Genomic DNA, 7,547 nt, shown 5'->3' on the forward strand with positions numbered 1-7,547 from the left:
AAAGGGAGTGTTCCTTTGGAAGAGAAACATATCACCTGGCATTGCTCAGCCATAACCAAAAGTCTCCGGCAAAAGCAAAATGAGCATAAAAGTGCTGTCCTTTGGTTTACGGGGCTGTCAGGATCAGGCAAATCGACGATTGCAAACGCGGTCCAGGCAATGCTTTTCAAACGGGGAATCCAGGCCTATTTGCTGGATGGGGATAATCTGCGCCACGGCATCAATGGGAATTTATCGTTCAGCCAGGAAGACCGGAAGGAGAATATCAGGAGGACTGCCGAAATGGCAAAACTCTTTTCAGATGCAGGCTTTGTCGTGCTTGCATCGCTCATTTCTCCTTACAAAGCAGACAGAATGATGGCCAGGGAACTGATGGATGATGGGGAATTCATTGAGATCCATGTTGACTGCCCTGTAGAAGAGTGTGAAAAGCGGGATCCTAAAGGACTGTACAAAAAAGTCAGAAATGGCGAAATCAAAGGATTTACGGGCATTGATGCCTCATATGAAAAGCCGGAGAAGCCGGAGATTATTTTGGATACAGGAAAGCATTCTCTTCAAGAATGCGTTCAATCCGTGATGAAGTATTTAGATGATGTTTATAAACTGAAGACTTTTAATGAGGAGTGAAAAGAATGCCGTGCAGAATACCTCATGGTGGAACACTGATCAACAAAGTCGATTTGAAGAGGAGCCGGGAGGAAATTGAAAAGGAAACAGAATTGGATGAGGCAGCTTTATCCGACCTTGTTCTGATCGCTACTGGAGCATACAGCCCGCTCGAAGGCTTTATGACTAAAGAAGACTATGGCTCTGTTCTTGAAAAGATGAGATTGGCCGACGGTACAGCCTGGAGCCTTCCCATCACTTTACCGGTTCATGAAGCAATGGCTTCCTCACTTTCCCCAGGTGATTCTCTGCGGCTTACCTTTAAGGGAATCACCTATGGGATCATAGAGCTCAGCGAGATCTACCAGCCTGATAAACGGGAGGAAGCACTAAAAGTATTCCGGTCTGATGACCGGCATCATCCGGGAGTTCAAAAGCTTTTTGAACGAGGTGATGTCTATTTGGCCGGCCCGGTTACCCTTGTAAAATTCCCCGCTGCTGATCCGGAATGGGCAGAGTACCTATTCACCCCTGCAGAATTGAGAGAAAAGATACACAGTAAAGGCTGGGACTCAACAGTCGGCTTCCAGACCAGGAACCCTGTTCACCGGGCGCACGAACATATCCAGAAAACAGCCATGGAAATGACTGATGGGCTGCTGCTGCACCCCCTTGTCGGAGAAACGAAAAAAGATGATATCCCCGCAGATGTGAGGATGAAAAGCTATAAAGTCCTTCTTGACAACTATTATCCTTCAGACAGGGCCATACTCGCCGTATTTCCGGCAAGCATGAGATATGCAGGGCCGCGTGAGGCCATTTTTCATGCAATAGTCCGTAAAAACTATGGCTGCACACATTTTATTGTAGGAAGGGATCATGCCGGTGTCGGGAATTATTATGGGACTTATGATGCTCAAAATATCTTCCGGCAGTTTACCGAAGAAGAGCTGGGGATCATCATCATGCCGTTTGAGCACAGCTTTTACTGCAAAACCTGCGATCAGATGGCTTCAGCCAAAACCTGTCCGCACGGCCCAGAGCATCATCTCCACCTTTCAGGGACAAAGGTGAGGGAAATGCTGAGGAACGGCCAGCCCCTTCCTTCCAAGTTCAGCCGTCCTGAGGTTTTTGCCATACTCTCGGAGGGTATGAGGAAATGAAGCTGGCGTATATGCCTGCAGCTGCTAAAGGAAGCCCCCTTCCTTTTCTTTTACAGGGGGCTTTGCTAAAATACTTTAGATGAGGGCCTTTCTTTATTACATAATCCATCAGCGTTCGAAAACAATATACATATGCTATATGCTCGACTGATGAAGAAGGCCTGTTCATCTGTGAAAGAAGGGAGAATAAATTTTGAAGCAAAAACTCGCGGTTTTCTACATATCCGTACTATTATTACTTGTACTTGTACTTGTTGGAATTTTTGCACCTAATCAGCTTGAAAATGTGACTGCCGGACTCCAGGACTTCATCAGCAACGCTTTCGGATGGTATTACCTCATTCTCGTTACACTGCTGGTCATTGTCTGCCTCTACTTCCTGATCAGTCCGATCGGAAGGCTGAAGCTTGGAAAACCTGAGGACAAGCCTGAGTTTTCAAGGGTTACCTGGCTTGCCATGCTGTTCAGCGCAGGGATGGGTATCGGATTGGTCTTCTGGGGAGCGGCCGAACCTCTTTCCCATTATGCTGTCAGCTCGCCAACCGGAGAGACCGGCACTGCGGAAGCATTGAAAGATTCTATGAGATTTACCTACTTCCATTGGGGAATCCACGCCTGGGCTATTTATGGCATTGTCGCACTTGTACTTGCCTATTTTAATTTCAGGCATGGCGAACCCGGATTGATCAGCGCAACCCTGAAGCCCATCTTCGGCGATGCCGTTAAAGGTCCGCTTGGCAAGGTCATCGATGTTGTCGCTGTTCTTGCAACCGTGATTGGTGTTGCCACCACCCTTGGCTTTGGAGCTGTACAGATAAACGGAGGCTTGTCTTTCCTTTTTGACATCCCTTCCAATTTCATTGTGCAGCTGATCATCATATCCATCGTGACCGTACTTTTCATGATTTCCGCCTGGTCGGGACTCGGTAAGGGCATCAAGATTCTCAGCAATGCCAACATGGGACTGGCCCTGGTCTTATTCGTTCTCATGTTTTTCATTGGCCCTACCCTGTTCATCCTGAACTTGTTCACCAATACAATCGGGACCTATCTGCAGTCTCTCCTTCAGATGAGCTTCCGGATTGCTCCATTGGATCCCGGCACTCGTGAGTGGATCAATGGATGGACTATTTTTTATTGGGCATGGTGGATTGCCTGGTCGCCTTTCGTCGGGATATTCATTGCCCGCGTCTCCAAGGGACGCAGTATTAGGGAGTTTGTATTTGGCGTCCTTCTCGTGCCGACTGTCATCGGGTTTTTGTGGTTTTCCACGTTCGGCGGCTCGGCCATGTATCTTGAGCATGTGAAGAATATTTCAATTTCGGGACTGGCAACTGAGGAAACCCTTTTCGCTGTTTTCTCAAACTTTCCGCTTGGAATGGTTCTTTCCATCATTGCCATCATTCTTGTCAGTACATTTTTCATTACGTCAGCTGACTCCGGCACCTATGTCCTTGGCATGATGACAACAAACGGGTCCCATACGCCCGGCAACAGAATTAAACTTACTTGGGGCATCCTGCTTGCCGTCATTTCACTTGTACTCCTGTACAGCGGCGGGCTGCAGGCACTTCAGAATACCATGATTGTAGCCGCCCTCCCGTTCTCGGTCATCATGGCCCTCATGACCATATCCCTTATCAAAGCATTGTATAAGGAATCCAAAGAACTGGGGATCGGTCAGATAAAAAGACGGAAACAGTAGAAAAGCGGAGGGCGCTTGCTCAGCCCCGACAAGCTTAAGACGAGCAGATTGGAAGGTTGTTCTTTAACCTTCTGATCTGCTTGGCTTAAGACTCGAGGGGCTAGCGCCCGGAGCTGGACAATGAAAAGCGGAAGCGGCTTGCCCAGAATTAAGGAACGCAGGCTAAAGGCGCCACGTCCTGCGGGCCCAGCATAAGACGCGCAAGAATAAAAGGCGTTCTTTGCCTTTAAATTCTTGCGTGGCTTATGACTCGAGGCTCTAGCCGCTGGAGCTGGACAATGAGAAGCGGAAGCCGCTTGCTCAGAATTAAGGAACGCAGGCTAGAGGCGCCACGTCCTGTGGCAAGGGCCTCCATGAGGGGGGGGAGTGACTGGCTGACAAATAAGCGGAAAAATTCCCCCTAATTTCAAAAAGACGCAAATAATAGCTATAATAGACGGAGAAATTCCGGCTATCGACTCAAAAAACAGGAAAAAAGGCAACTTCGCTCCGATTAACCGGAAATTTTCCTCTTATTTACGTCTGCCTGGGTCAAATTCAGCAGCTTAACGGGAAATTCTCCGCTTATTTTAAGGCTTCCAGGTCACTCAAATAAGGATAAGACTTCCTGTTTTTTTACCCTTTTATGAAAACTATTCCTTACTATGGAAAGCACCATTCTTTACGAAAAGAAAAAAAAAGAGACCTTAACGGGTCTCTTCTTTTCATTCAAGGATATAAGGATGATCCAAAACGTCATAACCATCTTCCCTGCTCCCGATCTCATTGCCGTCTTTAAATACAGCTTCAAAGAAACGGGATGCCGGTTCTGCCAGTTCTTTATAATAATCGCTGAACAAGGAGGCTGCATGGGCGCCGAGCCACTGATCCGGAAGAAGCTCGGCAGGCAGTCCGGGATCGACGAAGAGGAACTTCCTGTATTCATGGACCAGTCCCGTCCTCTCTACAAAACAGTCTGCATCTGTCATAAGCCCTTTCTGGATCCTGCTTTTGGCAATAATGTATTTCTCGCTGTATTCACTAATGAAGCTCTGATATTTCCCATTGATTTCGTTAAGGTCCCAGCTTTTCGCGACAATCCTGCTGTTCTCATGCGGGCCTTCATATTCAGCGACGAAAAAATCAACATAATCTTCAATCTTATATTTTTCAATCAAGTCGGAAACCTGCTTTTCCAGATTGTTTGCAGAAATCCAGCAGCTGCTGGAAAAAGAGCCGAATCCGCTCCAGACCAGCTCTTTTCTCAGTTCATCCCTGACAGATCTGATTTCTTCCGGTATCGTATACATGAGCATGCGCCATTTGCCGTCCCACTCTTCCGGCTTAAGCTTGAAGATCCGCTTTCCCGCTTCTTCTATTCTTTTCTGGCCCCGATCGGTCAAAGAATAATAGCTCTTATTGCCAGCCTTTTCGGCTTGCACCCATCCTTGCTTATTCATTCTGGAAATTGCTGCCCTAACCGACTGGTCATTATGCCCGAATTCACTTAAAAGCCTGATCAGGCTGCCTATCCAGATTTTGCTCCCGTAGTGTGAGATATAATCTCCATACAATGTAAAAATCATCGATCTTGTATTCAAAGCTCTTCATCCTTTTCTTTCCCTCTGCCATATGCTGTCCCATGCTGTAGAGACTGATGGCCCGGCCTCTATTAGTGCAATACATATATATTACATGAAAATTCTTATTTTTGAAACAGAGGGATCTTATTCTTCCCAGCGCTCCAGAATCGCTGCAATCCCCTGGCCCACACCGACACACATCGCCGCCATGGCATAACGGCCGTTTCTTCTTTTCATTTCATGGACCAATGAAGTCAATATCCTTGCCCCGCTTGCACCAAGGGGATGGCCAAAGGCGATGGCCCCTCCATTCACATTCACACGGGCTGGATCCAGGCCGAGCTGATCAATGCAGGCAATAGACTGGGCGGCAAAAGCCTCGTTCAACTCAATAAGGTCTATCTCTTCGAGTGAAATCCCGGCCCGTACAATAGCCTTTCGAACTGCCGGCACAGGGCCGATTCCCATGATAGAAGGTTCAACACCTGCAACAGCTGAAGCTGAGTATTTGGCAAGCGGGCTAAGCCCAAGCTCAGCCGCTTTTTCTGCACTCATCAGCAAAAGGACAGAGGCCCCATCATTGATCCCGGATGAATTTCCTGCCGTTATTGTGCCTCCGGGAAACAGGGGCTTCAGCTGGCTAAGCTTCTCAAAGGTAGTAGTCGGACGCGGATGCTCATCAACCGAGAAGGTTTTGAACTCACCTTTGTTTAATAGGTCAACGGGGATGATTTCATCGGTCAGCCTCCCCTCCTCCATCGCTGCCTTCGCCTTCATCTGGCTTTCAAATGCAAAAAGGTCCTGCCTTTCCCTGGTTAACCCGAATTTCTTTGCTACATTTTCAGCCGTTTCCGGCATCGACTCTGCTCCATACATCTTCATCAATGCCGGGTTTGTAAAACGCCAGCCGATCGTTGTGTCGTAAAGCTGCATGTTCCCTCGCTGAAATTCATTTTCAGGCTTGGCCATGACAAAGGGAGCTCTTGTCATGCTTTCTGTTCCCCCTGCAATAAATATATCTCCTTCACCCGCCAAAATCGCTCTTGCCGCATAATTGACCGCATCAAGTCCTGAACCGCAGAGCCGATTAACCGTCGTACCCGCTGTTTCGACCGGCAGCCCTGCCAGAAGGGCTGCCATCCTGGCGACATTCCGGTTATCTTCACCGGCCTGGTTGGCATTTCCCAATATAACTTCCTCAATATCCTCAGGAAGGACCCGGGGATTCCTTGCCAGCAATCCTTTTATGCTAACAGCTGCCAGATCATCCGGCCTGACATTTTTCAGGCTTCCTTTATACCTGCCGATCGGAGTGCGGACAGCATCAATGATGACAGCTTCCCTCATCTTTTCAGCTCCTTTTCCCCATAATCATAAACGCCGCGGCCTGACTTCCTGCCAAGCCGCCCTGCTTTCACATACTGCTCCAGAAGAGGTGCAGGCCTGTATTTTTCCCCAAGCTTCTCATGAAGATATTTAAGATTGTTCAGCCTTGTATCCAGGCCTACCAGGTCCCCCAGTTCAAAGGGTCCCATAGGATAATGAAGCCCCAATTTTATGGCTTTATCGATTTCCTCAGCAGACCCTACCCCTTCCTGCAGCATATAGAAGGCTTCGTTGCCGACAAGGGCGCTGATGCGGCTCGTAACAAACCCGGGAAATTCATTGATGATGACGGTTTCTTTGCCCATCTCTTCGGCAGTCTGGCGTATAAATTCCACAGAGTCATCGCTCGTCTCAAGCCCTTTGACAATCTCTACAAGAGGCATTTTATGGACCGGGTTGAAAAAATGCATGGCCAGCACCTTGTCCGGCCTGCCGGTAAAAGAGCCGATTTCCGTCGGGCTCATTGTCGATGTATTTGAAGCAAAAATGCAGTCTGCTGAAGCATGCTGATCGATTACTTCAAATATGTTCCTCTTAATATCAAGCCTTTCAGGGACTGCTTCAATGATGAGATCGGCCTCGGCAGCATTGCTTGCCAGGCTTATTGAAAAATGCAGCTTCTCCCAAGTGTTTGAAACCTCATTTTCTGTCAGCTTGCCCCTTTGCACACCTTTTTGCATGATAGATGAGATTTCTTTTTCAGCATCCTTCAGCTGGGCATCGCTGATGTCGACCAAGACAGTCTGGAAACCGCTGGCTGCACTAACATAGGCTATGCCCCTGCCCATGACCCCGGAGCCGATGACCACTATCTTTTTCATCCTTATCCCCCCGTACGTGAATTCGTATTGTCAAAACTTTTATAAGAAATAGGCTATAAAATCCTATCAGAGAGGGCTTTTTAAGCAAAAAAATTGCCACCCCCTGAATTCTGAAGATAATTGAGGTTACCACACACCCAATTCCCAGAAAGGAAGTGACAAGTTGTACCCTCAAATTATAACCTATTTATTAACTTTTATTAAGTACCAAGATCAAATTCTGCGAACTCTTCTCACCCTGCTTATCGGCAAAAATATGTTTGATAAGCCCAAGGAACAGCCGGTGAACCAGCCTTACCGA

General features: G+C 47.7%; 6 protein-coding genes. 3 read left to right on the top strand and 3 right to left on the bottom strand.

Going from position 1 to position 7,547, the window contains the following annotated elements; translation table 11 throughout:
* Positions 1 to 15 precede the first annotated feature (15 nt).
* From cysC to FZD51_RS14025, 3 genes are all read left to right on the top strand, one after another.
* Positions 16 to 630 carry an adenylyl-sulfate kinase gene (gene cysC / locus FZD51_RS14015; RefSeq protein ID WP_148975335.1) on the top strand — a complete coding sequence of 205 codons (615 nt, stop codon included), beginning with the start codon at positions 16 to 18 and terminating at the stop codon, positions 628 to 630.
* 5 nt (positions 631 to 635) lie between these two features.
* Positions 636 to 1,772, top strand: a complete 1,137-nt coding sequence (gene sat, locus FZD51_RS14020; protein WP_148975336.1) for a sulfate adenylyltransferase — start codon at positions 636 to 638, stop codon at positions 1,770 to 1,772.
* Positions 1,773 to 1,965: 193 nt separating this feature from the next.
* Complete coding sequence (locus FZD51_RS14025; RefSeq protein ID WP_148975337.1) at positions 1,966 to 3,477, top strand: glycine betaine uptake BCCT transporter; 1,512 nt, start codon at positions 1,966 to 1,968, stop codon at positions 3,475 to 3,477.
* Between the two features lie 704 nt (positions 3,478 to 4,181).
* Here FZD51_RS14025 and paaX read toward each other — a convergent pair.
* The 3 genes from paaX to FZD51_RS14040 all read right to left on the bottom strand — a co-directional run bounded on the left by paaX (position 4,182) and on the right by FZD51_RS14040 (position 7,246).
* Complete coding sequence (paaX, locus tag FZD51_RS14030; RefSeq protein WP_148975338.1) at positions 4,182 to 5,057, bottom strand: phenylacetic acid degradation operon negative regulatory protein PaaX; 876 nt, start codon at positions 5,055 to 5,057, stop codon at positions 4,182 to 4,184.
* Between the two features lie 126 nt (positions 5,058 to 5,183).
* Positions 5,184 to 6,386 carry an acetyl-CoA C-acyltransferase gene (locus FZD51_RS14035; protein ID WP_148975339.1) on the bottom strand — a complete coding sequence of 401 codons (1,203 nt, stop codon included), beginning with the start codon at positions 6,384 to 6,386 and terminating at the stop codon, positions 5,184 to 5,186.
* Positions 6,383 to 7,246, bottom strand: coding sequence for a 3-hydroxyacyl-CoA dehydrogenase (locus tag FZD51_RS14040; RefSeq protein ID WP_148975340.1), 864 nt, complete (start codon positions 7,244 to 7,246; stop codon positions 6,383 to 6,385). The genes FZD51_RS14035 and FZD51_RS14040 overlap by 4 nt, the downstream gene beginning before the upstream one ends.
* Positions 7,247 to 7,547 lie beyond the last annotated feature (301 nt).

The organism is Bacillus infantis (genome assembly GCF_008180445.1).
In the GTDB taxonomy this organism is placed as follows: Bacteria; Bacillota; Bacilli; order Bacillales; family Cytobacillaceae; genus Bacillus_AB; species Bacillus_AB infantis_B.

Excerpts from the sequence above, each read along its gene's own strand:
- sat (WP_148975336.1), top strand. The coding sequence starts at position 636 with ATGCCGTGCAGAATACCTCATGGTGGAACACTGATCAACAAAGTCGAT.
- FZD51_RS14035 (WP_148975339.1), bottom strand. The coding sequence starts at position 6,386 with ATGAGGGAAGCTGTCATCATTGATGCTGTCCGCACTCCGATCGGCAGG.
- FZD51_RS14040 (WP_148975340.1), bottom strand. The coding sequence starts at position 7,246 with ATGAAAAAGATAGTGGTCATCGGCTCCGGGGTCATGGGCAGGGGCATA.